Origin of the sequence: Pseudomonas sp. C6002 (assembly GCF_013385805.1) — a bacterium.
Taxonomy (GTDB): domain Bacteria; phylum Pseudomonadota; class Gammaproteobacteria; order Pseudomonadales; family Pseudomonadaceae; genus Aquipseudomonas.
Genome location: NZ_JACAPH010000033.1, coordinates 1 through 24,268, shown reverse-complemented (window position 1 = coordinate 24,268; position 24,268 = coordinate 1). Strand labels below are relative to the sequence as shown.

The 24,268-nt window shown below is 61.7% G+C and carries 21 protein-coding genes and 1 pseudogene; 14 read left to right on the top strand and 8 right to left on the bottom strand.

The features are described 5' to 3' along the window. The first annotated feature begins 157 nt into the window (after nt 1-157). Nucleotides 158-1,477, top strand: coding sequence for an MFS transporter (locus tag HX817_RS25030; protein WP_008435500.1), 1,320 nt, complete (start codon nt 158-160; stop codon nt 1,475-1,477). Nucleotides 1,478-1,539: 62 nt separating this feature from the next. Here the strand turns inward: HX817_RS25030 and HX817_RS25025 are convergent, their stop codons facing one another. Further along, nucleotides 1,540-2,295 (bottom strand): hypothetical protein, encoded by a 756-nt coding sequence (locus HX817_RS25025; protein WP_102605691.1) that lies wholly within the window; start codon nt 2,293-2,295, stop codon nt 1,540-1,542. A 195-nt stretch (nt 2,296-2,490) separates the two neighbouring features. On the opposite strand from HX817_RS25025, the gene HX817_RS25020 reads away from it, so the two are divergent. Then, nucleotides 2,491-3,123, top strand: coding sequence for a flavin reductase family protein (locus tag HX817_RS25020; RefSeq protein WP_177028611.1), 633 nt, complete (start codon nt 2,491-2,493; stop codon nt 3,121-3,123). A 141-nt stretch (nt 3,124-3,264) separates the two neighbouring features. On the opposite strand, the gene HX817_RS25015 is transcribed toward HX817_RS25020, so the two are convergent. After that, nucleotides 3,265-3,513 (bottom strand): hypothetical protein, encoded by a 249-nt coding sequence (locus HX817_RS25015; protein WP_003214132.1) that lies wholly within the window; start codon nt 3,511-3,513, stop codon nt 3,265-3,267. Between the two features lie 43 nt (nt 3,514-3,556). Further along, on the bottom strand, nt 3,557-3,898 hold the full coding sequence (locus HX817_RS25010) for an antibiotic biosynthesis monooxygenase family protein (RefSeq protein WP_003214130.1): 342 nt from the start codon (nt 3,896-3,898) through the stop codon (nt 3,557-3,559). Nucleotides 3,899-4,224: 326 nt separating this feature from the next. On the opposite strand from HX817_RS25010, the gene HX817_RS25005 reads away from it, so the two are divergent. Continuing rightward, the gene (locus HX817_RS25005) at nt 4,225-5,154 is read left to right on the top strand and encodes an AraC family transcriptional regulator (protein ID WP_102369801.1); all 930 of its coding nucleotides are present in this window, start codon (nt 4,225-4,227) and stop codon (nt 5,152-5,154) included. 152 nt (nt 5,155-5,306) lie between these two features. Here HX817_RS25005 and HX817_RS25000 read toward each other — a convergent pair whose 3' ends face one another. From HX817_RS25000 to edd, 4 genes are all read right to left on the bottom strand, one after another. After that, complete coding sequence (locus HX817_RS25000; protein WP_003214126.1) at nt 5,307-6,776, bottom strand: ATP-binding protein; 1,470 nt, start codon at nt 6,774-6,776, stop codon at nt 5,307-5,309. Further along, the gene (locus tag HX817_RS24995) at nt 6,766-7,497 is read right to left on the bottom strand and encodes a response regulator (protein WP_003214124.1); all 732 of its coding nucleotides are present in this window, start codon (nt 7,495-7,497) and stop codon (nt 6,766-6,768) included. Before HX817_RS24995 ends, HX817_RS25000 begins: the two co-directional genes overlap by 11 nt. 154 nt (nt 7,498-7,651) lie before the next feature. Further along, nucleotides 7,652-8,608 (bottom strand): glucokinase, encoded by a 957-nt coding sequence (locus tag HX817_RS24990; RefSeq protein WP_003214122.1) that lies wholly within the window; start codon nt 8,606-8,608, stop codon nt 7,652-7,654. Continuing rightward, entirely contained in the window at nt 8,605-10,431 is a 1,827-nt protein-coding gene (edd, locus tag HX817_RS24985) for a phosphogluconate dehydratase (RefSeq protein WP_003214119.1), read from the bottom strand. Before edd ends, HX817_RS24990 begins: the two co-directional genes overlap by 4 nt. A 221-nt stretch (nt 10,432-10,652) precedes the next feature. Between edd and gap the strand changes: the two genes are divergently transcribed. From gap to HX817_RS31645, 8 genes and pseudogenes are all read left to right on the top strand, one after another. Then, on the top strand, nt 10,653-11,654 hold the full coding sequence (gene gap / locus HX817_RS24980) for a type I glyceraldehyde-3-phosphate dehydrogenase (protein ID WP_003214117.1): 1,002 nt from the start codon (nt 10,653-10,655) through the stop codon (nt 11,652-11,654). Between the two features lie 184 nt (nt 11,655-11,838). Continuing rightward, nucleotides 11,839-12,357 carry an RNA polymerase sigma factor gene (locus HX817_RS24975; protein WP_003214115.1) on the top strand — a complete coding sequence of 173 codons (519 nt, stop codon included), beginning with the start codon at nt 11,839-11,841 and terminating at the stop codon, nt 12,355-12,357. A gap of 61 nt (nt 12,358-12,418) precedes the next feature. After that, nucleotides 12,419-13,387, top strand: coding sequence for a FecR domain-containing protein (locus tag HX817_RS24970; protein ID WP_177041486.1), 969 nt, complete (start codon nt 12,419-12,421; stop codon nt 13,385-13,387). Nucleotides 13,388-13,504: 117 nt separating this feature from the next. Then, nucleotides 13,505-16,084: a TonB-dependent receptor gene (locus HX817_RS24965; RefSeq protein WP_177019289.1), complete on the top strand. Its 2,580-nt coding sequence runs from the start codon at nt 13,505-13,507 to the stop codon at nt 16,082-16,084. Nucleotides 16,085-16,215: 131 nt separating this feature from the next. Then, nucleotides 16,216-16,824 (top strand): biliverdin-producing heme oxygenase, encoded by a 609-nt coding sequence (locus HX817_RS24960; protein WP_177041484.1) that lies wholly within the window; start codon nt 16,216-16,218, stop codon nt 16,822-16,824. A 170-nt stretch (nt 16,825-16,994) separates the two neighbouring features. Continuing rightward, nucleotides 16,995-17,396: a YbaN family protein gene (locus tag HX817_RS24955; protein ID WP_008435511.1), complete on the top strand. Its 402-nt coding sequence runs from the start codon at nt 16,995-16,997 to the stop codon at nt 17,394-17,396. Between the two features lie 124 nt (nt 17,397-17,520). After that, a pseudogene (locus HX817_RS31650) lies at nt 17,521-18,801 on the top strand (HAMP domain-containing protein); the annotation flags it as partial. 102 nt (nt 18,802-18,903) lie between these two features. Further along, nucleotides 18,904-19,659: a methyl-accepting chemotaxis protein gene (locus HX817_RS31645; RefSeq protein WP_371103562.1), complete on the top strand. Its 756-nt coding sequence runs from the start codon at nt 18,904-18,906 to the stop codon at nt 19,657-19,659. A gap of 149 nt (nt 19,660-19,808) precedes the next feature. Here the strand turns inward: HX817_RS31645 and HX817_RS24945 are convergent, their stop codons facing one another. After that, nucleotides 19,809-20,372, bottom strand: coding sequence for an NAD(P)H nitroreductase (locus HX817_RS24945; protein ID WP_003214103.1), 564 nt, complete (start codon nt 20,370-20,372; stop codon nt 19,809-19,811). 139 nt (nt 20,373-20,511) lie between these two features. On the opposite strand from HX817_RS24945, the gene HX817_RS24940 reads away from it, so the two are divergent. From HX817_RS24940 to HX817_RS24930, 3 genes are read left to right on the top strand one after another with little or no spacing between them, the layout of a single operon-like run. Continuing rightward, a complete protein-coding gene (locus HX817_RS24940; RefSeq protein ID WP_008435515.1) occupies nt 20,512-21,939 on the top strand; it encodes a di-heme oxidoredictase family protein in 1,428 nt (475 codons plus the stop codon). Between the two features lie 31 nt (nt 21,940-21,970). Continuing rightward, on the top strand, nt 21,971-23,035 hold the full coding sequence (locus HX817_RS24935; RefSeq protein WP_102369806.1) for an imelysin family protein: 1,065 nt from the start codon (nt 21,971-21,973) through the stop codon (nt 23,033-23,035). A gap of 2 nt (nt 23,036-23,037) precedes the next feature. Continuing rightward, nucleotides 23,038-24,135: a DUF1513 domain-containing protein gene (locus HX817_RS24930; RefSeq protein ID WP_177041520.1), complete on the top strand. Its 1,098-nt coding sequence runs from the start codon at nt 23,038-23,040 to the stop codon at nt 24,133-24,135. Nucleotides 24,136-24,268: the final 133 nt, after the last annotated feature.

Here is a 24,268-nt window from a genome sequence, read left to right as displayed (position 1 = left end):
CGCTCATCCCCCTTGATTCATCAGCAATTTTCCGCTCAAAAATTTCCGCAAACCCTTCTAGACCGGGCCTTCATCGGCTTGGCACAGCTCCTGCTATAGCCCAGCCAGGCTGCGCTACCGCGCGCTCCACAAAAACAATTAGATGAAGGATCCTTAAATGGATAACTCCAACTCCCTGCCTCTGGGGTCGGCGACTGCGCCGGCAAAAGGACGCACCACCTCCAGCCGTATCAAGTCGATCTTCAGCGGATCGGTCGGCAACATGGTCGAGTGGTACGACTGGTACGTCTACGCGGCTTTCTCCCTGTATTTCGCCAAGACCTTTTTCCCGAAAGGCGACACCACCGCCCAACTCCTGAACACCGCCGCGATCTTCGCCGTGGGCTTCCTGATGCGCCCGATCGGTGGCTGGCTGATGGGCCTGTACGCCGACAAAGTCGGGCGTAAAAAGGCCTTGATGGCCTCGGTGTACCTGATGTGCTTCGGCTCTTTGCTGATTGCCCTGAGCCCGGGCTATGAAGCCATTGGTATCGGTGCGCCGATCCTGCTGGTATTCGCCCGTTTGCTGCAGGGCCTGTCGGTCGGCGGTGAATACGGCACCTCCGCCACTTACCTCAGCGAAATGGCGACCAAGGAACGTCGGGGCTTCTACTCCAGCTTCCAGTACGTGACCCTGATCTCCGGCCAGCTCATCGCCCTGGCGGTATTGATCGTGCTGCAACAATTGCTGACCACCGAACAACTGTACGACTGGGGCTGGCGTATCCCGTTCGCCATCGGCGCCCTGTGCGCGGTAGTGGCGCTGTACCTGCGTCGTGGCATGGAAGAAACCGAGTCGTTCACCAAGAAAGAAAAGGCCAAGGAAAGCGCAATGCGCACCTTGATGCGCCACCCCAAGGAACTGATGACCGTAGTCGGCCTGACCATGGGCGGCACCCTGGCGTTCTACACCTACACCACCTACATGCAGAAATACCTGGTGAACACCGTCGGCATGAGCATCTCCGACTCCACCACCATTTCGGCGGCCACGCTGTTCCTGTTCATGTGCCTGCAACCCATCATCGGCGGGCTGTCGGACAAGGTTGGCCGCCGGCCGATCCTGATCGCCTTCGGCGTCCTCGGCACCCTGTTCACCGTGCCGATCCTCACCACCCTGCACACCATCCAGACCTGGTGGGGCGCGTTCTTCCTGATCATGGCGGCGCTGATCATCGTCAGCGGCTACACCTCGATCAACGCCGTGGTGAAGGCCGAATTGTTCCCCACCGAAATCCGCGCCCTGGGTGTTGGCTTGCCCTATGCGCTGACCGTGTCGATCTTCGGCGGCACCGCTGAATACATCGCGCTGTGGTTCAAGAGCATTGGTATGGAAACCGGTTACTACTGGTACGTCACCGCGTGTATTGCGGTGTCGCTGTTGGTGTATGTGACCATGAAGGACACCCGCAAGCATTCGCGGATTACTACGGACTAAGGGTTCGGCAGGCGTAAAAAAAGGGCCATGTCAGTCAATGACACGGCCCTTTTTCATTGCCCTCAAGACAGCTCGGCAGCCGCCTGGCGTCCATACCGACGCTGGGCATACGCCGCCCCGGCAATCATCACCACCAGCACCGCCGCCAACACGGCCGACGAGCCGATGGTGCCAAAGTCCAGCCCGCCCTTTTCATGGGGTTTGGTCAGGAAGTCACCCAGGGTTGCGCCGAACGGCCGGGTCAACACAAACGCCACCCAGAACAGCAGCACCGACGAAATCCGCGTGAAGTATTTAAGCAACACCACCACCGCGATACTCGCCCCGATCAGCAACGCGCCACCAGCGAACCCCAGCCCGGAATCATCCGCGAGGAAATCACCCAGCGCCGTGCCCAGGGTGTTGGAGAACAGAATCGCCATCCAGTAGAACAGCTCACCGCGAAAGGTCTGCACCTTGTTCACGTTCAGCGAGTCGCCGCTGATACGCCACAGGGCAAAGATCGCCACCAGGATCGACACCAGAATCATCGAGCCCGTGGCATAACCCAGCCCCAGCGTGCGGTCCATAAAGTCCGACATGGTGGTGCCGGCGGTGCTGGTGGACAGGATCACGATCCAGTACAGCACCGGGTTGTAGGTTTTCGACCAGAGTTGCGTCACCAGAGTGACCAGGAACACGCTGATCAGGATCATCGAGCTGATGGCGTAACCGACATTCAAGGTCATCGACAGCAAGTCCCCGGCGGTTTCGCCCAGGGTCGTGGCGCAGATTTTCATGACCCAGAACGCCAGGGTGATCTGAGGAAGTTTGTTCATTGTGCAGAAGGCTCCAAAGGCTCAGTCGTTCAATCGGTCGACTTACAGGGGGTGTCGACCTGGCGCGCAGACTGACCCGGGAGCTGTGAAAAATAGGTGGGGGCTGTATGAAAATTCCATATGGATGATAGAAATCCGCCGCGCCGGATTGCACTATGGTGCCCTCCCCAGAACCGCGCAGCAGGAACCCCGGCCATGTCCGACGATATTCATTTCTACGAACCCGCCAACGGCCACGGCCTGCCCCATGACCCGTTCAATGCGATTGTCGGCCCGCGCCCGATTGGCTGGATTTCGTCCCACGACAGCCAGGGCCGCCTGAACCTGGCGCCCTACAGTTTCTTTAACGCGTTCAACTACATTCCGCCGATCATTGGGTTTTCCAGTGTCGGGCGCAAAGACAGCCTGAACAACATCGAACAGACCGGTGAGTTCGTGTGGAACCTGGCCACCCGCCCGCTGGCCGAGCAGATGAACCAGAGTTGCGCGCCGGTATCACCCGAGGTCAACGAGTTTGAATTGTCGGGCCTGACGCCGGTGGCTTCAAAGGTGATCGCCGTGCCTCGCGTGGCCGAAAGCCCGGTGTCGTTCGAGTGCAAGGTGACGCAGATCATTCAGCTGCAGCGCGCCGACAAGGAGCTGGTGCCAAGCTGGTTGGTGCTCGGCGAGGTGGTCGCGGTGCATATCGCCAAATGGCTGCTGAAAGACGGGGTGTACGACACGGCTGCCGCCCAGCCGATCCTGCGTGGAGGTGGCCCGGCGGATTATTTTCAGTTGGGGCCGGAAGCGCTGTTCAAAATGTACCGCCCAGGCGCCGCGCAACGCTGATTGGAACGAGATAAAAATGTGGGAGCGGGCTTGCTCGCGAAGGGGGCGTGTCAGTCAATGCATATGCCAACTGACCCACCGCATTCGCGAGCAAGCCCGCTCCCACACAAGCCCGCTCCCAGATTTGGATCAGCGGTGTTTTTAGTTGGCGGACGTTGCCCAAGAGAGCTGACCGTCTTCATCTACATCGACCAAGCGCTCCAGTTGCAGAGCTGCGGCATCGTCGGCGTCGGAGGCAGTCTTGAACGTCTGTCCATCGAGGATCTTGTGAAAGCGCGGTGCGCCCATGCCATCCAGCGCCTTGACGGCGATGGCGGCGCTATAGCCACCCTCTTCTTCACGCACCAAGGCGGAAACGGCTTCGTGGTGGGCAAACTCTTTACGTGCCATGTTGCAGGTCCTGGCCAATGGGAAAGGCGGCCATTCTAAAGCACTAGCCCGCCAGTTGCAGGTACTCGCCATAGGCATTGGCCGCCGAGGCGTCGGTAAAGGTCTGGAAGTCCATGCTGCGAACCACCATGTCATTCAACAACTCGGTGAAGACCATCAGCGCCGGCGAGCTGAAGTAGGCACTCATCGCCTGCTCGCTGCTCCAGAAGCCCGACACCAACCACACATCCGGGTCGGCCAGGGAGTGCTGCAACGAGAATTGCAGGCAACCCTGAGCCTGGCGGCCCGGTTCGATCAAACTGCTCAAGCGTGCACCCAGTTCGGTGCTGTACCCGGTACGGGCACGGATAAAGGCCATATGGCTCGCGGGAATGGGGGTGGACATGTTCGACTCTCCCGTTGAGAAGTGATGCTCGGCAAGCACTGTGAGGGCGTGTTGCCACAGGATCAAAGATACGGGCGCGGGTGTGGATGCGGTTAGTCAATTCCTGCTGGCTTATTGCACAATCCTGCGAGATACGTAGATATAGCAATCGGCCTGCGAAGTTTATTCCCGGCATGACTGCCGTATTTCAGGGGCATGACAGGCCCCGGCTTGCCTGATTCACGATTTTTCGCAGGATCAGGCAAGGATTGTGCAGAATCGAAGTACCGCTTTTTGCAAAGCCGCCTTTAAGCTGTGCCCATCGTCAAAGCACCAGAGGATGTCCCATGTCGTCGCCCGAACTTCGCTCCACCCCCCTCGACGCCGATATGGAAAAGCAGCGCGCAGAACTCGCCGGCATCGTTCGCCGGCATACCTGGGAGGATGGTTCCTACGGCACAGCGATCACGTCGCTGTATCTCAACCGCCATAACTCCCCGCGTGAATTCACGCCGGTGCTGGTTGAGCCCGCGCTGTGCATCCTCGCCCAGGGGCGCAAGGAAGTGCGTTTGGCGGATGAAGTATTCGCCTATGACCCGCTCAATTACCTGGTGTTTTCGGTAGCGATGCCGGTGGCCGGGCGCATCCTTGATGCCACGCCGGAAGACCCCAACCTGTCGATTCGGGTGAATATCGACCCGGCACAGATCACCGCACTGATTGCCGAAGCCGGGCCGATGGGCGTGCCCCCGCGCCCGACCTCCCGAGGGATGTATGTCGACCGCCTGGACAACCAGTTACTGGACGCCGTGCTGCGCCTGACCCGATTGCTCGACGCACCGAAAGACATCGCAATGCTCGCGCCGCTGATCAATCGGGAAATTCTCTATCGCCTGTTGCGCGGTCCGCAGGGTTATCGGCTGTATGAAATTGCCGTCGCCAACAGTCAGAGCCATCGGGTGAGCCAGGCGATCACCTGGTTGAACGGCAACTACGAACAGCCCCTGCGCATTGATGACCTGGCCAAGGAAGTGAACCTCAGCGTCTCGACCTTGCACCACCGCTTCAAGGCGATGACCGCCATGAGCCCGTTGCAGTACCAAAAACAGTTGCGCTTGCAGGAGGCTCGGCGGTTGATGATCGCCGAGGGCCTGGAAGCCTCGGCGGCGGGGTATCGGGTGGGCTATGAGAGCCCATCACAGTTCAGCCGCGAATACAGCCGGCTGTTTGGTGCGCCGCCGTTGCGGGATCTGGCCAGGTTGCGCCAGAGCGTCTAACCACGGTTATAACACCGGATACTAATAATGTGGCGAGGGAGCTTGCTCCCGTTGGACTGCGCAGCAGTCCCATCTTTTGGGGCCGCTTCGCGCCCCAACGGGAGCAAGCTCCCTCGCCACAAGTACTCAATCAGCTGCGGTATTGGTGGTGTTCAATCCAGGCCACGAGGCAGTTGCAAGGTCACCCGCAAACCGCCCTCCCGCAGATTCTGCAAACTCACTTCACCGCCATGGCTGTGGGCAATGTTGCGGGCGATGCCCAGGCCCAGGCCGTAACCCTGTTGCTGCCCGGCCAGGCGGAAGTGCGGCTCGAAGACCTGCTCCAGGCGCTGTTCCGGCACGCCCGGGCCTTCGTCGTCGACGTGGAGGATGAACTCCGCGCCATCGTCTTCAATGTGCAAATGGGCGTTCTGCCCGTACTTCAGGGCGTTGTCGATCAGGTTGCCGATGCAGCGCTTGAGCGCCAGCGGCTTGCCCGGGTACGTCGTAAGTGCCCGACCATGTTGGGTCACGCGCCCATTGCCGTTGGGCGCCAGGTACGGCTCCACCAGGCAGTCGAGTACGTGGTTGAGGTCCACCGGTTCGATGTTTTCGTGGATGTCGGTGTCCTTCACGCACTGCAACGCGCCTTTGACCAGCAACTCCAGTTCATCCAGGTCGCGGCCGAACTTGGCTTGCAGGTTCTCGTCTTCCAGCAATTCCACCCGCAACCGCAGGCGTGTGATGGGTGTGCGCAGGTCGTGGGAAATGGCGCTGAACAGCTGGCTGCGTTCGGTCAGGTAACGGCTGATGCGTTCGCGCATGGCATTGAACGCGCGGCCTACTTCCACCACTTCGCTGCCGCCGCCTTCGGCCACCGGCTCCACGTCGGCGCCCAGGGACATGTCCCGCGCCGCCCTCGCCAGGCGCTTGAGTGGACGGCTTTGCCAGTGCACCAACAGGCCGATAAACAGCAGCAGGAAGCCGCTGGTGAGCACGATAAACCACACCTGCTGGTATGGCAGGCCTTGTTCTTCGAGGCTGGTATAGGGTTCGGGCAGCAAGGAGGCAATGTAGAGCCATTCGCCCTGGGCCAGCTGGATCTGGGTGACCAACACCGGCGGATTCACCGGTTCCAGGGTCAACGCGTAATGCGCCCAGGAGCGCGGCAATTCATCGAGTTTCAAGCCGGCGTTGAAGATGCGCAGGTCTTCGGCGCTGACGAACTCCACCGAAACATGCACGTCGCTGCCCAGGGTCTGGCGCAACACTTCTTCGACAGCACCGAGCACTGCATGCTTGCGCGGGGTTTCCGGCAATACCGCCATGTCCAGGGGCTTGTCGTTGAGCGTCACCACAAACCGGGTACCGCCCATGCTGCGCAACTGGTCCAGTACCAACGGCCGGAAGGCCACCGGCAACGAGCGGAAATAACTGACGCTGGCGGTCATCGAATGCGCCAGGCTGCGGGCGGCGGTTACCAGGCCTTCAAGCTGGGTAGCGCGCAATTGCGAGACCCAGATCACGCTGGACAACGCCTGGGCAAACAGCACCGCCAACAGGGTCAGCAGTAACATCCGCCCCAGCAGCGAACGCGGTACCGGGATGCGCCGGCGCAGTTCACGCAGGCGCTCAGTGGGCATTGCCGGCAACCACGCTGGCTGCCAATTGATAGCCACTGCCGCGCACGGTGCGGATCAGCCGGGGTGGTTTTTCGGTGTCGCGCAGGCGTTGGCGCAGACGGCTGACGGCCATGTCGACAATCCGGTCCAGGGGCATCAGGTCGCGGCCACGGGTGGCGTTGCCGATGGTGTCGCGGTCGAGGATTTGCTGGGGGTGGTCGAGGAACAGTTTGAGCAGGGCAAAATCGGCGCCGGAAAGAATCACTTCCTCGCCGTCGACGTGGAACAGCCGGTGGCTGACCATGTCCAGGCGCCACTCGCCAAACACCAGCACCTCGCCGCCGCTGCGCTCCTGGCCAAACTGGCAACGCCGCAACAGGGCCTTGATACGGGCCTGCAGCTCACGGGGGCTGAAGGGTTTGCCGATGTAATCGTCGGCACCCAGCTCCAGGCCGATGACGCGGTCGGCTTCGTCGGAACTGGCGGTGAGCATGATGATCGGCACCTGGGCCTGGCGTGGGTGCTGGCGGATCCAGCGGCAGAGGCTGAAACCGTCTTCGTCCGGCAGCATCACATCAAGGATCACCAGGTCGCACGGGGCTTCGTTCATCGCCTGGCGGAACCCCGCGCCATCCGGCACGCCGCGCACCTGGAAACCGGCGCGGCTGAGGTAGGTTTGCAGCAACTCGCGGATTTCCTGGTCGTCGTCGACCAGGAGAATGGATTTACTGATTACGCTCACGGGGTCCTCCTTGTTGTTATGGCCAAGCTTAAGTCATTTGTTGCCCTTGAGGCCGCCTTCGCGAGCAAGCCCGCTCCCACATTCGACCTCATTCATCCAGTTGGAATGGGATTGAATGTGGGAGCGGGCTTGCTCGCGAAGAGGCCATCACTGCCTACGCAAATGCCTGCTCAAGCGCCACACCAGCACCTGTCAACCCTGAATACGGTGCCGTCACCAGCCACACCGGAATGCCTTTGAAGTAGTCGCTCATGCAGCCCTTGTCGCCAAAACTCCTGGCAAAACCACTCTTGATAAAGAAATCGGCAAAGCGCGGGATCACCCCACCCACGATGTACACCCCGCCACGACCGCCGGTGGTCAGCACGTTGTTACCGGCGACCCGGCCCAGCCAGATACTGAACTGGTCCAGCACTTCCAGGGCAATCGGATCACCCGCCAGGCCGGCAGCAGTGATGGCCTCGGGGGTTTCCAGAACCGCCTCGTGACCGTCCACCGCGCAGATCGCCCGGTACAACCTGGGCAAACCGCCACCGCTCAAGGCAGTTTCAGCGCTGACATGGCCGATCTCATTGTAGATGTGCTGCCACAGCTGGGCTTCACGCGGGCTGCTCACGGGCAGGTCGACATGGCCGCCCTCCCCCGGCAATGCCGCCCAACGGCCATGGCCGAGGTCGAGCAAGGTGCCGACGCCCAGGCCAGTGCCCGGGCCAATCACCACCGCAGGGCGCAACGGCTCCGGCGTGCCTTCGCACACCACGCGGAATTCGTCGGGCTTCAGGCGGGTCATGCCCAGGGCCATGGCCGAAAAATCATTCACCAGCAGCAGCTCGTCCACCTGCAAGGTCTTGCAGAACGCAGTCTTGCTCAGGCGCCAGTGATTGTTGGTGAATTTAAATTCATCTCCACTCACCGGCCCCGCGACCGACAGGCACACCGCGCCAATCGAGCCGATGGCCAGGCCTTCTTCCTTCAGATAGACCTGGATCGCCTCCTCCGGGCTGGCATGATCCGCCGTCGCATGGACGCGGATCGAATGCAGCTCCTGATCCCGCCACAACGCAAAACGGGCGTTGGTACCACCGATATCACCGACCAGCGCTAGCTTCACTTAAGTGTCTCCAAGGCAGAGGTAAAGGCGCTGGCGCCCTGCTCTGCGGAGCTTGCAGCCAAACGCATAAACGCAAACAACTCGCGACCGGCCCCCACGTTATTGCCCAGAAGGCCCGTGGCAGGCGCGCGCGCGGCAAATTCTTCGGCGTCCACCTTAAGCTCCAAGGTGCCTTTGACGCCATCCACGCGAATGATATCGCCATCGCGCACACGTGCCAGTGGCCCGCCGCTCTGGGCTTCGGGGTTGACGTGAATCGCGGCGGGAATCTTACCCGACGCGCCGGACATGCGCCCGTCTGTTACCAACGCCACTTTGAAGCCACGATCCTGCAACACGCCGAGGAACGGGGTCATCTTGTGCAATTCCGGCATGCCGTTGGAGCGCGGGCCCTGGAAACGCATCACCGCAACAAAGTCTTTTTCCAACTCACCGGCCTTGAACGCGTCGGCCAGGTCTTGCTGGTCCTGGAACACCACGGCCGGGGCTTCGACGATTTGATGTTCGAGGGCCACGGCGGAAACCTTCATCACACCCCGGCCGAGGTTGCCTTCCATTACCCGCAGGCCGCCTTCCGGGGAAAACGCACGGGCCACGGGACGCAGGATGGTTTCGTCGAGGCTTTCGATCGGGCCTTCACGCCATACCAGCTCGCCGTCCACTAGGAACGGTTCCTGGGTGTAGCGGCTCAGGCCATGACCGGCCACGGTGTTGACGTCGTTGTGCAGCAGGCCGGCTTCCAGCAGTTCGCGGATCAGGAAAGACATGCCTCCCGCCGCCTGGAAGTGGTTGATGTCGGCCTTGCCGTTTGGATACACGTGGGACAGGGTCGGCACCACTTCGGAGAGGTCGGCCATGTCATCCCAAGTCAGGATGATGCCCGCCGACATGGCGATGGCCGGCATGTGCAGGGTGTGGTTGGTGGACCCACCAGTGGCGTTGAGGGCGATGATGGAGTTGACGATGGATTTCTCGTCGACGATCTCGCCGATCGGCGTGAAGCTGCCGTTGGCCTTGGTCAGGCGCGTGACCTGGTGCGCGGCTTCGCGGGTCAGGGCGTCACGCAGCGGCGTGTACGGGTTGACGAACGAGGCGCCCGGCAGGTGCAGGCCCATGACTTCCATCAGCAACTGGTTGGTGTTGGCGGTGCCGTAGAAGGTGCAGGTGCCCGGGCTGTGGTAGGACTTCATCTCCGATTCCAGCAGCTCTTCGCGGGTGGCCTTGCCTTCGGCGTAGCGCTGGCGCACGTCGGCTTTCTGTTTGTTGGAGATCCCCGACGGCATCGGGCCGCCCGGTACGAAGATCATCGGCAGGTGGCCGTAGCGCAGGGCGCCCATCATCAGGCCGGGGACGATCTTGTCGCAGATACCCAGCATCAGCGCGGCGTCGAACATGTTGTGGGACAGCGCTACCGCCGTGGACATGGCAATCACTTCGCGGCTCAGCAGGCTGAGCTCCATGCCTGGCTCGCCCTGGGTCACGCCGTCGCACATGGCGGGGGTACCGCCGGCGAACTGGCCAACAGAACCGACTTCACGCAGGGCCTTTTTGATTTGCTCGGGGAAATGTTCGTATGGCTGGTGGGCCGACAGCATGTCGTTATATGACGAAACAATTGCCACGTTGGCGGCGTTCATCATGCGCAGGCTGTTTTTGTCTTCGGTGCCACACCCGGCCACGCCGTGGGCAAAGTTGGCGCATTGCAGCTTGCCGCGCATCGGGCCGTCGCTGGCAGCGCCGCGAATGAGCGCAAGGTATGCCTCACGGGTTGCACGGCTGCGGGCGATAAGCCGTTCGGTGACCTCAAGTACGCGGGGATGCATGTATAGAACTCCAGGCTAACGGATGTGGCGACCTGAGTGTCTATGCTGGTCAAAAGCCCGCCGCGAAGAGGTTGGCAGGGTGTTGCTTGACCAATCGGACCAGTTGATTCAGGTCACTCGTTGTAGATTGAACAAAATATTGCCACTAAAAAGGCTTGTTTTCTATTTTTATGCGAATAATCTTGTAATTCTTACAACAAATCGACGACAGGCACCTTCCAATGACTCTACGTATCGCTATCAATGGTTTTGGCCGTATTGGCCGTAATGTCCTGCGCGCACTTTATACCCAAGGCTACCGTCAGGATTTGCAGATCGTCGCCATCAACGATCTCGGCGACAGCTCGATCAATGCCCACCTGCTTAAATACGACACCGTCCACGGTACTTTCGACGCAGAGGTCGCTCATGATCAGGAAAGCCTGACCGTGAATGGTGACCGGATTGCCGTGAGTGCCATTCGCAACCCGGCCGACCTGCCTTGGGCTGCGCACAAGGTGGACGTGGTGTTCGAATGCACCGGTCTGTTCACCGACCGTGACAAGGCCGCCGCCCATATTACCGCCGGCGCGCGCAAGGTAATCATCTCGGCCCCGGCCAAGGGCGCCGATGCCACCGTGGTGTACGGGGTAAACCATGACATTTTGCGTCAATCCCACCAGATCATCTCCAACGCTTCCTGCACCACCAACTGCCTGGCGCCCGTGGCCCAGGTGCTGCACCGCGAGCTGGGCATCGAAAGCGGCCTGATGACCACCATCCACGCCTACACCAACGACCAGAACCTGACCGACGTCTACCACACCGACCCGTACCGCGCGCGCTCGGCCACCCAGAACATGATCCCGAGCAAGACCGGCGCTGCCGAAGCCGTGGGCCTGGTGCTGCCGGAACTGGCAGGCAAGCTGACCGGCATGGCCGTGCGTGTACCGGTGATCAACGTGTCGCTGGTGGACCTCACCGTGCAACTGAAAAAAGAAGCCAGTGCCGAGCAGGTCAACGCGCTGCTGAAAGAAGCCAGCCAGCACTCGAAAATCCTCGGCTACAACACCCTGCCGCTGGTTTCCAGTGATTTCAACCATAACCCGCTTTCGTCGATCTTCGACGCCAATCACACCAAGGTCAGCGGCAAACTGCTGAAAGTGCTGGCCTGGTATGACAACGAGTGGGGCTTCTCGAACCGGATGCTGGATAACTGCCTGGCGCTGTGCAACGCCGAGTAATGCTCGGCCTGTAGGAGCGAGCTTGCTCGCGAAAAACGCAAAACCACCGCGTTTATTCAGGATGCCAGCGATATCGTTGACGCCCTTCGCGAGCAAGCTCGCTCCTACAGTAATCCAAAGTGCCACTTGCCATTTGCGTTGATGATAAGCATTATCATTCGCTGCAAATCGGTCTGGTATCACTGTGAGCCAATCTCGTTTCAACCAAGTCTTCCTCACCCAACGGGTGATTTTGCTGCGCACCTTGCAGCGGATGGTGAATAACCACAGCACCGCCGAGGACCTGTTGCAGGAAACCTACCTGCGCGTTACCCGGGCCCTGAGCGAACGGCCGATCGACCACCTTGAACCCTTTGTCTACCAGACGGCGCGCAACCTGGCGCTGGATCACCTGCGCGCCCGCAGGATTCAGGCCCGCACCCTGCAGGAAGATGTCCCGCTGGACGTCCTGCAAAGCGTCGCCTCCCCCGTCAGCACCCCCGAAGACGCGACACAGGCCGAGCAATTGCTCGAGCACCTGAGTGTCAGCCTCGGCCAGTTGAGCGCCCGCCAGCAGCAGATATTCATCCTCAGCCGCCTGCACGGTTGCAGCTATCAGGAGATCGCCGACAAGCTCGACGTGTCCCTGAGCACCGTGCAGAAGGAACTGAAACTGATCATGGCCATCTGCATAGGTGTGGCCGAAAGACTGGATCGCCCTTAAGCTTTGGCGGCACAGTCTGTAGGACTCTTGATTAAAACGTGGCGAAGACCCGAGGAACACCGTGACGGAACCGAATCAACGGCACCCCCATGAGCTGGCTCATGAGGTGTTGCAAGACGCGGCCATGGACCAAGCCCTCGACTGGCTGATCGCGTTGCAGTGCCCGCAACCCGGGCAGCAGGCGGAATTTGAAGCCTGGCTCGCCAACGACCCGTTAAACGCCGAAGCCTTCATCAAGGCCCAGACTGCCTGGGGCGGCGCGCCCGTTCACAGCGCTGCCGTCGCCCTGAATGCGCCACGCAAACCCAGCGCCTGGCGCCGTATCAAACCGCACTGGAAGCCCCTGGCCACTGCCGCCGTCTTGCTGCTGGGCCTGTTCAGCTTCAGCAACCTGCCTATGCGCCTGCAGGCCGACCATCTGACCGTGGTGGGCGAGCGCCAGCGCCTGCAGCTGGACGATGGCTCGAAAGTGTTGCTCAACACCAACTCAGCCTTCTCCAGCAGCATCAAGGACCACCAGCGCATCGCCCGCCTGTATCAGGGCGAGGCATTTTTCGAAGTGCTGCCCAGCCGTGGCCTGCCCCTGGAAATCGACGCCGGCCCGGTGCGCGCCAGCGTGCGCGACACCTCTTTCGCGGTGCGCTACTTGAACGGTGAAGCCCAGGTTCAGGTACAGCGTGGTGATGTCGACCTGAGCAACACGTTTGACGACGCGCGGGTGCGCCTGAGCGCCGGTGAAAGTATCCGCATCGGGCCCAAGGGCTTCGGCCAACCGGCCAAACTCGACACCACCAAGGATCTGGCCTGGGTCGACGGCCGGCTGATCTTCGAAAACTGCCCGATGAGCGAAGTGCTGGCCGAATTGCGTCGCTACTACCCCGGCTGGATCGTCAACAACAACGACAGGCTCGCCGGCGTGGCCGTCACCGGCAATTACCGGCTCGACCAGCCGCTCGACGTGGTGCGCTCACTGGCCCACATCACCTCGGCCAAGCTCTCGGAATACCCGGCGCTGGTGATCCTGAACTAAATGAGAATTATTTTTACTCGATAGCCAGCGACGATACGTCTCGTTATAGCCAATGCAACTGATTCCTATTTGATTCAGTGCGCAACTATAAGATTCGTACCTTCCGGAGCGCTCTCGATGTCGTCTCGTTTCAACCGCCGGTCCTCTTCGCCCGTTCGCCGCCAGGGCTTGTCGCTGCTGACGGCTGCAATCCTGTTGGCCGGTGCGCCCGTCATGGCCGCCACCGCCGCCGAGCCTGCCAGCCGCAGCCAGGGCAATTACAGCTTCAGCATCGAGCAGCAATCCCTGGTCTCGGCGCTGAACGCCTTCACCGCGGTGACCGGCTGGCAAGTCGGCCTGCCGGCAGAACTGGGCCAGGGTGTGTCGTCCCCTGGCGTGCGCGGCTCATTGCCGGCGGATAAAGCCCTGGACCGGCTGTTGGTGGGGACCAACCTGGGCTATCGCAAACTGGGCAACAACAACATCGTGCTGGAAAAACGCGTCGCCGTCGGTGCCATCACCCTGCAACAGATGACCATCAGTGCCACCCGCCAGGAACAGGCCGTGGACAGCGTGCCCAGCACCGTCACCGTGCACGACCGCGAAGAACTGGACCGCCAGAACGTCAACACCATCCGCGAACTGGTGCGTTATGAGCCAGGTGTTTCGGTGGGCGGTGCCGGCACCCGCTCCGGCAATGCCGGCTACAACATTCGCGGGATCGACGGCGACCGCATCTTGACCCAGGTGGACGGCGTCGAAGTCCCCGACAACTTCTTCAACGGCCCCTACGCCAAGACCCGCCGCAACTACGTCGACCCGGAAATCGTCAAGCGCGTGGAAATCCTGCGCGGCCCGGCCTCGGCCTTGTACGGCAGCAGCGCCATCGGCGGCGCGGTGAGCTATTTCACCCTTGACCCCAACGACATCATCAAGCCCGGCCAGGACTACGGCGCGCGCCTGAAGACCGGCTACAGCTCCGCCGATGAGAGCTGGCTGACCTCCGGCACCGTCGCCGGTCGCGTGCAGGACTTCGACGGCTTGCTGCACCTGAGCCAGCGCAACGGTCACGAGATGGAATCCTACGATGGCAATAACGCCACCGGCCTGGCCCGCACCGGCGCCAACCCGGAAGATGCGCGCACCACCAACGTGCTGGCCAAACTGGGTTGGAACTACGGCGAAGACAACCGCCTGGGCCTGACCTACGAGAAGTTCAAGGACGATCGCGACACCAACCTGAAAAACGCAGTGGGTGGCCCGTTTGTCGGTGGCCAGGGCTTCAACTTCTACCGCGGCCGCACGGGCAACGACACCATCACCCGCGAACGCTTCGGCATCGAAAACAAGTTCGCCCTCGACTCGCCGATTGCCGATCACATCAAGACCAGCCTCAACTACCAGATCGCCAAGACCGACCAGACCACCGCAGAAATCTACCAGCCATCGCGCAAGGTATTGCGCACCCGCGAGACCCTGTACGAAGAGAAGCAGTGGGTATTCGACGCGCAGTTGGACAAGGCTTTCAGCATCGGCGAAACCGACCATGTCGTGACCTACGGCACCACCCTCAAGCAGCAGAAAGTCACCGGTTCCCGTGAGGGCGCCGCGACCTGCCTGGCGGTCGGCGCAGGCTGCACCGCCATCGGTGCACCAAGCCCGTCGGCCGCCGACAGCGTGAAAAAAGCCAGCGACTTCCCCGACCCGACCATCAACTCCTACGCGCTGTTTGCCCAGGACCAGATTGCCTGGGACAAGTGGACCTTCCTGCCCAGCGTGCGGTACGACTACATCCAGCTCAAACCCAAGCTGACCCAGGAATTCCTCAATACCGTTGACCCGACACGCATCTACGACCACAGCGATTCGGAAAAGAACTGGCACCGTGTAACGCCAAAATTCGGCATCACTTATGCCCTGACCGAGCAATACACCTGGTTCGGCCAGTACGCCGAAGGCTATCGCACGCCATCGGCCAAGGCCTTGTATGGCCGCTTTGAAAACCTGCAGCAGGGCTACACCGTCGAACCCAACCCGGACCTCAAGCCGGAAAGCAGCCGGGGTGTCGAAACCGGGATTCGCGGCAACTTCGACTCGGGCTCGTTTGATGTGGCGGTGTACTACAACAAGTACCGTGATTTCATCGACGAAGATGCCTCGGTTGCCGGTGGCACCGTCCAGCAGTTCGAAGCCAACAACATCAAGCACGCCACCATCAAGGGCGTGGAGGCCAAGGGCCGCTTGAGCCTCGACGCATTCGGCGCACCGCAGGGCCTGTATACCCAAGGCTCGATTGCCTACACCTACGGGCGCAATGACGACAACGGCGAACCGTTGAACAGCGTCAACCCGCTCAAGGGCGTGTTCGGCCTGGGCTATGACCAGCAGAACTACGGTGCCCTGGTCAGCTGGACCCTGGTCAAGAAACAGGACCGCGTCGACAGCACCACCTTCTTCGCCCCTGACGGCAACAGCGCCAACGGCCCGTTCAAGACCCCGGGTTTCGGCATCGTCGACCTGACTGGCTTCTACAAGGTCACCAACGACGTGACCATCAACGGCGGCCTGTACAACCTGACCGACAAGAAATACTGGAACTGGGATGACGTGCGCAGCTACGACAGCGTCGGCGAAGCCGGTGTGACCGGACCGGCCAACCTCGACCGCCTGACCCAGCCGGGCCGCAACTTTGCGATCAATCTGATCTGGGACATCTGATCCACGTAGCCTCACCCCGGCGCGATTTAATCTGCGCCGGGGTGAGGATTTTTTACTGTGACGCGTCTTCTGGTTCGTCTAGTTCATAACAGCCTGGCAACCAGACGCTTTCTCTTCTCAAGGACTCCCCGATGACCGCCTCCCCTACCGCAGAACGTGCAGCCCTGCGCTCCCAGCGCCTGAACCAGATCACCAACGAGCCGCACACCAAGCTCGATGCGTTGGTGAAAGCCCATGCACCGTTTGAAACCCAGGCCAACTTCGCCCGCTTCGTGGTCGCACAGTACCTGTTCCAGTCGGAGCTGGTGGCGCTGTACAACGATGCCGAGTTGATCAAGATCGTCCCTGACCTCGCCGAACGCTGCCGTGCCGAAGCAGCCAAACTGGACCTGGGCGACCTGGACACCGAAGTACCGACCCCGGTCGCCGGCGCCGTGAAAAACCCGAGCAAGGCCGAAGCCCTGGGCTGGCTGTTCGTGTCCGAAGGCTCCAAGCTGGGCGCCGCGTTCCTGATCAAGCGTGCCGTGGGCCTGGGTTTGAGCGAAACCTTCGGTGCCCGTCACCTGGGCGAGCCGGCGGGGGGGCGCGCTGAAGGCTGGAAGCGCTTCACCCGCACCCTCGACGCACTGGAATTCACCGCTGAAGAAGAAGCCGAAGTGGAGAAAGGCGCGATTGATGCGTTCGTGCGCTTCACCGTGTTGCTGGAACAGGCGTACGCTAGCGCCCCTGAACTGGCCTGATTCCCTGATTGGAATGCAATCAAATGTGGGAGCGGGCTTGCTCGCGAATGCCGTGGTTCAGTCACCAGATATATTGACTGAACCACCGCATTCGCGAGCAAGCCCGCTCCCACATTTTGATCCGGTTTCAATTTGAATCCTTCGTAAATCCATCCATGCAAACCGCACCCATGACCGGCAAAACCCAATCCTCATCCAAAATCGCCCGCGTCCTGTTCGGCCTGCTGGCCTACGTCAGCCTGGGCATCGGCTTGATTGCGATTGTGGTACCGGGCTTGCCCACCACCGAATTCATCCTGCTGGCCGCCTGGGCCGCCACCAAAAGCTCGCCGCGCCTGAGTGCCTGGCTGGAAAACCACCGGCTGTTCGGGCCGATCCTGTTCAATTGGCGCAATGGCAAGATCATCGCCCGCCGGGCCAAAGTCAGCGCCACCGTGAGCATGCTGCTGTGCGCCGGCCTGATGCTGGTGATGCTCGACCACGGCTGGCCGATCTACCTGGCCATCGCCGGAATGAGCATGGGCAACCTGTGGATCTGGTCGCGACCGGAACGTCTCCCGCAACCCACCTGACACCCCCCACTACCGCTCATCGGCTCCCGCTCATGAACTGCCGGCCCAAGCCGATGTTCCGGGCATAGCGCCGAATGGACTCGCCTGAGCTTGCATACTAATAAGTCCATTCGCGGGTACTTCTATGTTCGACACCCTCTCCATTCGCTTGAAAATCGTGCTGTTGTCCGGTCTGTGCCTGCTGGGGGTGATTGCCCTGGTGGTCGGCATGAACCTGTACCAGACCAACCAGAACGACGAACTCATCAGCGATTCAAGCTCGCGAATGCTCACCGACAGTGTGCAGAACCTGCTGCAGGCCAAGGCCGCCGAGCAAGCGGTGCAACTGCAAAAAACCTTCGGTGAAAGCCTGTTGGTGGTGACGGCCCTGGCCGACCAGATCAAGGACCTGCGCACTCTGGCCGCCAAGCGCTCGCTGGATGCCGGGGCCTTGCGTGAAGAACTCAACCACAGCCTGAAAACCGCCTTCGACCGCAACACCAAGGTGCTCGGCATCTGGCTGTCGTTCGAGCCCAACGCCCTCGATGGCAAAGACAGTGAATTCGTCAATGATGCCGCCCGTGTGTCCAACGAAAAAGGCCGCTTTTCCAGCTACTGGAGCCGCGCTGGCGGTGAAGGCCTGAACACCGTGATGGTCGAGGATGACCTGACCAAGACCACCCTCAACCTCAGCGGCACGCCCTACAACATCTGGTACACCTGCCCGCGGGACACAAAAAACACCTGCCTGCTGGACCCGTATGAAGACACCGTAGCCGGCAAGCCGGTGTTGATGACCACCATTTCCCTGCCCCTGCTGGTCGACGGCAAAGTGATCGGCGTGGTCGGTGTGGACCTCGCCCTCAATGCCCTGCAAGCGGCCGCTGATGCGGCGCAAAAAGAACTGTTCAACGGCGCCGGAATTCTCGAAATACTGTCCGGTAACGGCTTGATCGCCGGCTACAGCGGCGAGCCGGCCAAAGTCGGCAAAAACCTGATCGACACCCTTGGCGCCGAAGGCAAGGAAATCGTGCAGCTGTTGGCCAGCGATACCCGCAAGATCCGCGAGGAAGACGGCACGATTCGCGCCGTGTACCCGGTCAAACCGATTGCCGACGCCAAATCCTGGGGCGTGGTGATCAAACTGCCCAAACAAGTGCTGCTGGCAGACTCGCTCAAACTCCAGGCGGTGCTCGACAAGGCTCAGGCCAGTGGCACCGTCAAGGCGTTGCTGGTAGGCGCAGCCGCCGGGCTGCTGGGCCTGTTGCTGATCTGGCTGACCGCCACCGGCGTGACCCGGCCGATCAACAGCGTGGCCGCCATGCTCAAGGAAATCGCCAGCGGCGACGGCGACCTCACCCAGCGCCTGGCCTACGGTAAAAAAGATGAACTGGGGGAACTGGTGAACTGGTTCAACCGCTTCCTCGACAAGCTGCAGCCGACCATCGCGCAGATCAAGCAAAGCATCACCGAAGCCCGTGGCACCGCCGACCAGTCCTCGGCAATCGCGCGCCAGACCAGCGAAGGCATGCAGGTGCAGTTCCGCGAGATCGACCAGGTGGCCACGGCCTCGAATGAAATGAGCGCCACCGCCCACGACGTGGCCAACAGCGCCTCCAACGCCGCCAGCGCGGCCCGCGGCGCCGACCAGTCAGCCCGCGAAGGCATGCAGATCATTGAACGCAGCACCCGCGACATCACCACCCTGGCCGAAGAAGTCAGCAAGGCCGTGACCGAAGTCGAAGCCCTGGCGGTGAACAGCGAGCAGATCGGCTCGGTACTGGAAGTGATCCGCAGCATCGCCGAACAGACCAACCTGCTGGCCCTGAACGCTGCGATTGAAGCGGCGCGAGCCGGGGAAAGCGGGCGCGGTTTTGCGGTGGTGGCCGACGAGGTGCGCAACCTGGCCAAGCGTACCCAGGACTCGGTGGAGGAGATTCGCCTGGTGATCGAACGCATCCAGACTGGCACCCGTGGAGTGGTGGCGACCATGCATTCGAGCCAGACCCAGGCGCAGAACAACGCCGGGCAGATTCATCAGGCGGTGCAGGCCCTGGGCAAGATCAGCGATGCAGTGACGGTGATCAGCGACATGAACCTGCAAATCGCCAGCGCTGCCGAGCAGCAGAGTGCGGTGGCCGAAGAGGTCAACCGCAACGTCTCGGCAATCCGCACAGTGACCGAAACCCTGACCGGCCAGGCCACCGAATCGGCGGCCATCAGCAGCCAGCTCAATGCCCTGGCCAGCCAGCAGATGAAGCTGATGGATCAGTTTCGGGTTTGACCCGGGCTTGAAGCCAGTAAGCACCCAATGTGGGAGCGGGCTTGCTCGCGAATACGGTGGATCAGTCGGTACATGTATTGACTGACACACCGCATTCGCGAGCAAGCCCGCTCCCACACAAGCCCGTCCACATTTAGAGTCGCGGTGCCTTATTGACCTGTCCAGGCCGCCACAAACGGCGCCAGGTCTTCTTTCGGCGCGGTACGCGGCGGGTTTTGTGGGGTGCCCAGGTAGAGGAAGCCAATCACTTCCTCATCCGCCTTCAGCCCGAGGCCTTTGGCGACATGGGCCGAGTACGACAACTCACCGGTGCGCCACACCGCGCCGATCCCCTGGGCGTACGCCGCCAGCAGAATCCCGTGAGCCGCACAGGCCGCCGCCAGCAGCTGCTCGGATTTTGGCACTTTGAAATGTTCTTGCAGGCGGGCAATCACCACCACCACCAACGGCGCCCGCAGCGGGCCGTTCTGCGCCTTGTCGATCGCGGCCTGGGGCGCGTCGGCGTCCTGCAGGCGGGCGGCTTCGGCCAGCAGGGTGCCCATGCGCTCACGTGCCGCACCCTCCACCGTCAGGAAGCGCCAAGGCCGCAGCTGGCCGTGGTCGGGCGCGCGCATGGCAGCGGCGAACAGCAGGTCGCGCTGCTCCTGGGTCGGTGCCGGGTCCAGCAGTCGCGGCACGGAAACACGGTTGAGCAAAGCGTCGAGAGCCTGCATTGGCCACCTCCAGAGAAAAATGTGCGGTCATTCTAGCGGTAATGAATCGGATACCACCAAACGATAATTGCTCTTATTCAATCCGCCCTGCCCTGTTAGACTTTGCGGCCTTATTTTAAGCCTACGTTCAGGAAGACTGATGTCCCGTTCGCCCCTTCGCCTGTCTGCACTGTTGATGGCCTTGAGCCTGAGTGCCTGCGATGACGCCCCGCGATTCACCAAGGCCGAGCCTGGTGAAGCGCGTGCCGGTGGCGCGACCACGGTGAGGAAGACCGACCAGAACGCCTTCTCCCTGCCCTCGGCCAACCTGTCGCCCACCCGGCGCCTGGACTTCAGCGTCGGCAACAGTTTCTTTCGCAGCCCCTGGGTGATTGCCCCGTCCACCACCACTGCCCGCGACGGGCTGGGCCCGCTGTTCAATACCAATGCCTGCCAGAACTGCCATATCAAGGATGGCCGTGGGCATCCGCCATTGCCCGATGCGCCCAACGCGGTGTCGATGCTGGTACGCCTGTCGATTCCCGATGCACCGCCCTATGCGAAGGTCATCGAGCAACTGGGTGTAGTCCCCGAACCGGTCTACGGTGGGCAATTGCAGGACATGGCCGTGCCCGGCGTCGCCCCGGAGGGCAAGGTGCGGGTCGACTACACGCCGGTCAACGTCCGCTTCAAGGACGGCACCGTGGTCGAATTGCGCAAGCCTGCCCTGCAAATCACCCAGCTCGGTTATGGGCCGATGCACCCCGACACGCGCTTCTCGGCGCGGGTTGCACCGCCGATGATCGGCCTGGGGCTGCTCGAAGCGATCCCCGACGCCGACATCCTGCGCAACACCGACCCGAAAACCGCCGACAAGGAAGCCATTGTCGGGCGGGCGAATTGGGTCTGGGACGACGCGCAACACAAGACCGTACTCGGTCGATTTGGCTGGAAAGCCGGGCAACCGAACCTCAATCAACAAAATGTTCACGCGTTCTCTGGTGATATGGGCCTGACCACCTCCCTGAGACCGTTCGATGACTGCACCGATGCACAAGTGGCCTGCAAACAGGCGCCCAACGGCAATGGCCCGGATGGCGAGCCTGAGGTCAGCGACAACATCCTGCGCCTGGTGCTGTTCTACACCCGCAACCTGGCCGTCCCCGCCCGCCGCGACGTCAACGCGCCGCAGGTGCTGGCCGGGAAAAACCTGTTCTACCAGGCCGGTTGCCAGGGCTGCCACACCCCGCAATTCACCACGGCGCCCACCGCCGCCGAACCTGAATTGGCTAACCAGGTGATTCGCCCCTACAGCGACTTGCTGCTGCACGACATGGGCGACGGCCTCGCCGACAACCGCAGCGAATTCAAGGCCAGTGGCCGCGACTGGCGCACGCCGCCGTTGTGGGGCATTGGCCTGACGCAAGCCGTCAGTGGCCACACCCAGTTCTTGCATGACGGCCGCGCCCGCAACCTGATGGAGGCCGTGCTGTGGCACGGCGGTGAAGCCCAGGCGGCGCAGCAGCATGTGTTGTCGTTCAATGCCGAGCAGCGCGCCGCGTTGCTGGCATTTCTGAATTCTTTATAAGCTTTGTCCTAATTACAGAAGGGAGCTCGACATGTTCCGTCCCAAGTTGTTGTTCACCAGCCTGGCCGCCCTCGCCCTCGGTGCGTGCTCGCCCCAGGACCCGCAAGCGGTGACCTCGGCGGCCATCGCCAAGCAAGTGATCCTGCCGACCTACAGCCGCTGGGTTGAAGCCGACCGCCAACTGGCCGTCAGCGCCCTGGCCTACTGCCAGGGCAAGGAAAGCCTGGAGACCGCCCGCGCCGACTTCCTGCACGCGCAAAAGGCCTGGGCCGAGTTGCAACCGCTGCTGATCGGCCCGCTGGCCGAGGGCAACCGCTCGTGGCAGGTGCAGTTCTGGCCGGACAAGAAAAACCTGGTGGGTCGTCAAGTCGAGCAACTGGTGACCGCCCAACCACAGATCGACGCCGCCACCCTGGCCAAATCCAGCGTCGTGGTGCAGGGCCTGTCGGCCTACGAATACATCCTCTACGACGCCAAGACCGATCTGGCGGACGAGACGCAAAAAGCCCGCTACTGCCCGTTGCTGGTAGCCATCGGCGAGCGCCAGAAACTGCTGGCCGAAGAGATCCTGTCGAGCTGGAACAGCACCGACGGCATGCTGGCGCAGATGACCAAGTTTCCTAACCAGCGCTACGCCGATTCCCACGAAGCCATCGCCGACCTGCTGCGGGTTCAAGTGACTGCGCTGGACACCCTGAAGAAAAAACTCGGCACCCCGATGGGCCGCCAGACCAAGGGCATCCCGCAACCGTTCCAGGCCGATGCGTGGCGCAGCCAGTCGTCCCTGCAAAGCCTGGAAGCCAGCCTGGCTGCCGCCCAGACCGTCTGGGTCGGCGTCGACAACAAAGGCCTGCGCGGCCTGTTGCCTGCCGATCAAAAGCCCCTGGCTGACAAGATCGACGCCGCGTATGCCGCCTCCCTGAAACTCTTCGCCAGCAACCAGCGTACGCTGAATGAAATGCTGGCCGACGATGCCGGGCGCCAGCAACTCAACGATATCTACGACAGCCTCAACGTCGTCCACCGCCTGCACGAAGGCGAGCTGGCCAAGGCGCTGGGCATCCAACTGGGCTTTAACGCCAACGACGGTGACTGATGATGCTCAGGCGACAGGCTTTGGCCCTCGGCAGCGTGCTGCTCAGTGCGATCACTTTGGGCGGCTGGACGCTGTTCAAGCAGAAGGGCAAAAGCCCGCTGCTGCTCTCGGCGCGGGATGACAGTGATGGCAGGCACTACGCCGTCGGCTTTCGCCTGGACGGCAAGCAGGTATTTGCCACCGAGGTCGGCCAGCGCTGCCACGACATCATCAACCACCCGACGCTGCCGATTGCGCTGTTTGTCGCCCGCCGGCCGGGCACCGAGAGTTACCTGATCGACCTGCGGGACGGGGCGCTGCTGCAAACCATCACCTCCAAGGCCTATCGCCACTTTTACGGGCATGCGGTGGTGCACAAGGATGGCGAGTGGTTGTATGCCACGGAGAACGACACGTCTGACCCGGGTCGCGGTTTGCTGGGGGTGTACCGGTTCGAGGGTGAGCGGCTGGTGCACACCGGGGAGATTTCTACCCATGGGATTGGGCCGCATCAGGTGTCGTGGATGCCTGATGGCGAGACGCTGGTGGTGGCTAATGGCGGGATTCGTACCGAGGCGGAGAGCCGGGTCGAGATGAACCTGAATGCCATGGAGCCGAGCCTGGTCCTGATGAAGCGCGACGGGACGCTGTTGAGCAAGGAGACCCTGGGCCAGCAGATGAACAGTGTGCGGCATATGGGGATTGCCAGCGACGGGACGATCCTCGCGGGGCAGCAGTTCATGGGGGCGTCTCATGAGCGGTCGGAGTTGCTGGCGATCAAGCGGCCGGGGCAGGCGTTTGTGGCGTTTCCGGTGGCGGATGAGCAGTTGCAGGCCATGGGGCATTACACGGCCAGTGTGGCGGTGCACAGCGAGTTGCGGCTGGTGGCGTTGACGGCGCCACGGGGGAATCGATTCTTTATCTGGAACATGGACAGCGCGCAGTTGCTGCTGGACGGGCCGTTGCCGGATTGTGCCGGGGTGGGTGCGGTGGCTGATGGGTTTGTGGTGACTTCCGGGCAGGGGCGTTGCCGGTTTTATGATTGCCGGCAGGTGCCGTTGGTGGGCAAGCCGCTGGAGTTGCCGGCGGGGCTTTGGGATAACCATCTGCATCTGGTTTGATTGGGGGGCTGATTGGGGGCATATCCGTTGCTGCGGTAACGGCCACTTATGGTTCCGCTCTTACAGCGGGTCACTTTTGGAAAAGAGCCCCAAAAGTAACCAAAAGGGCTCTTGCCCCACCACTCGGCACCTC